The sequence below is a fragment of the Rathayibacter tanaceti genome (assembly GCF_001634385.1).
In the GTDB taxonomy this organism is placed as follows: domain Bacteria; phylum Actinomycetota; class Actinomycetes; order Actinomycetales; family Microbacteriaceae; genus Rathayibacter; species Rathayibacter tanaceti.
The window spans coordinates 1-1,703 of sequence record NZ_LIIN01000237.1 but is presented as its reverse complement, the minus strand read 5'-3'; the positions used below and the strand labels follow the sequence as shown (position 1 = coordinate 1,703).

Here is a 1,703-nt window from a genome sequence, read left to right as displayed (position 1 = left end):
CAGCGGCCCGCCGTCGGGCAGCGCGGCGGCCAGGCGGTCGCGCCGCTCGGGGTCCACGGCGAGCGCCGGCTCCAGCCGGACAGCGGGAGCACCGGCCAGGCCGACGACTTCGAGCGCCCGCAGCATCTCGTGCTGGTAGTAGACGTAGGGGATCGTGCGCTCCAGCTCCTCCGCGTCCGGTGTGCGCGAGCCGATCGTGTGCCGCGCGCCGAGCCGGAGCAGGAACGGGTTGGAGTAGCGCCCGCCGCCGTGCACCTGCACGGCCAGGTCGAAGCGGCGCGCCCGCATCCGCTCGGTGAAGTCCTCGACGACGCGTGCGTCCTCTCCCTCGCCGTCGCGGACGCCCTGCGCGACGGGCAGGACCTCGACGTCGGCGACCGGCGATCCGACGCCACCGAGCAGGACCCGGTGCGCGGGCGTTCCCAGGAGCGTGATCTCGGCCCCCGGATACGCCGCCGCGAGCGCGTCGACGGCGGGGAGGGCGAATAGCAGGTCGCCGAGTCCGCCGCCGCGCAGGACGGCGATCCTCTCGACTCCGGCGAAGGGCTCTCGGAGGGGGGCGATGGCCACCACGGCGGGTTCCTCTCTGGTGCGGGAGGCGCGCGGGCGCGGCTCCGGGGACGGTGCACTCCTCCACTTCCCCGCGGAGCCCGATCCAAAACCGGATGCGCGGCCAGCACCGCCGGCGGAGAGCAGGTCTCGTCAACACCGGCGGCTGAGACCTGCTCTCAGCCGCCGGTGTGCGGAGGACGAGCCGTCTTCTGCCGTGGTGGACGCCCGACCGGCCGATTCCCCGGGGACCGGCCGGATCGGCGTCTCCCGCCCCCGCACCGCGCACCGGCTCCGATCCCGCGCCCGCGCTCGACACCGCGACCGGGTTCCTCCCTACTCTGAGCGGATGTTCTCTCACTTTCCGGCCGCGGCCATCGCGGTCGCGGCCTCCGTCGCCATTCCCGCGACCGTCGTGCTTGTCATCCGCCGCCGCGATCGCGCCCACCCCGACGAGCGGATCGAGCCCCCGGCGGACGACGCGGTCGTCCTCACCTTCCGGCGCTGGCAGGTCGTTCTGACCCGGACCGCCGGCATCCTCGTCGCCGCAGTGAGCGCCCTGATGACCGCAGTGGCGATCACGAGACCGGGCGAGACCGGCATGCTTCTCGCCGGCATCGTTCTGACGGTCGTCGGGGGCCTGCTGATCGGGCTGGCCAGCGGGATCGGGCGATTCTCCGTCACCCTCCGCGACGACCGCTTCGACATCGTCCCCGTGGCGGGTCGCCCGCGCTCGGTCCCCGTCAGCGACATCGCCAGGATCACGCCCACCTCCGGCCGCTACGGCGGACTGACCGTCTACGACGTGCGACGCAAGCGCCTCTTCTCCGTCACGACCATCACGCTCGGCTTCCCGCACCTGGTGCCGTTCCTGCAGTGGAACGCTCCGCTCGCCTGGGAGGAGTTCGCGCGCAAGCACGAGCGGAACCTCCGCGCCATCCTCGGACCGGCGGCACCGCGCCCCCGCGAGCGCTGAATTCCCGCCGTCTCGTGTCTAGGCCCGCACCACCCGGGTACCGGACGGATGCGCCCGCCACTCCGCGGGCGCCGCCGACCGAGAGGTGCCTGTGACCGTCGACATCACCACCAGTGCCACCACCGCGGCCGTCCGCCACGCGCGGGAGGCGTTCCCCGCGTGGGCCGCGACCGCGCCC

General features: G+C 74.0%; 2 protein-coding genes. One reads left to right on the top strand and one right to left on the bottom strand.

The genetic code is table 11. The features are described from left to right. Nucleotides 1-573: glycosyltransferase family 9 protein (locus tag ACH61_RS15295; RefSeq protein WP_161489686.1), on the bottom strand; the 573-nt coding region annotated here is incomplete at its 3' end. A gap of 325 nt (nucleotides 574-898) precedes the next feature. Between ACH61_RS15295 and ACH61_RS15290 the strand changes: the two genes are divergently transcribed. Continuing rightward, nucleotides 899-1,525 carry a hypothetical protein gene (locus ACH61_RS15290; RefSeq protein ID WP_068213718.1) on the top strand — a complete coding sequence of 209 codons (627 nt, stop codon included), beginning with the start codon at nucleotides 899-901 and terminating at the stop codon, nucleotides 1,523-1,525. Nucleotides 1,526-1,703 lie beyond the last annotated feature (178 nt).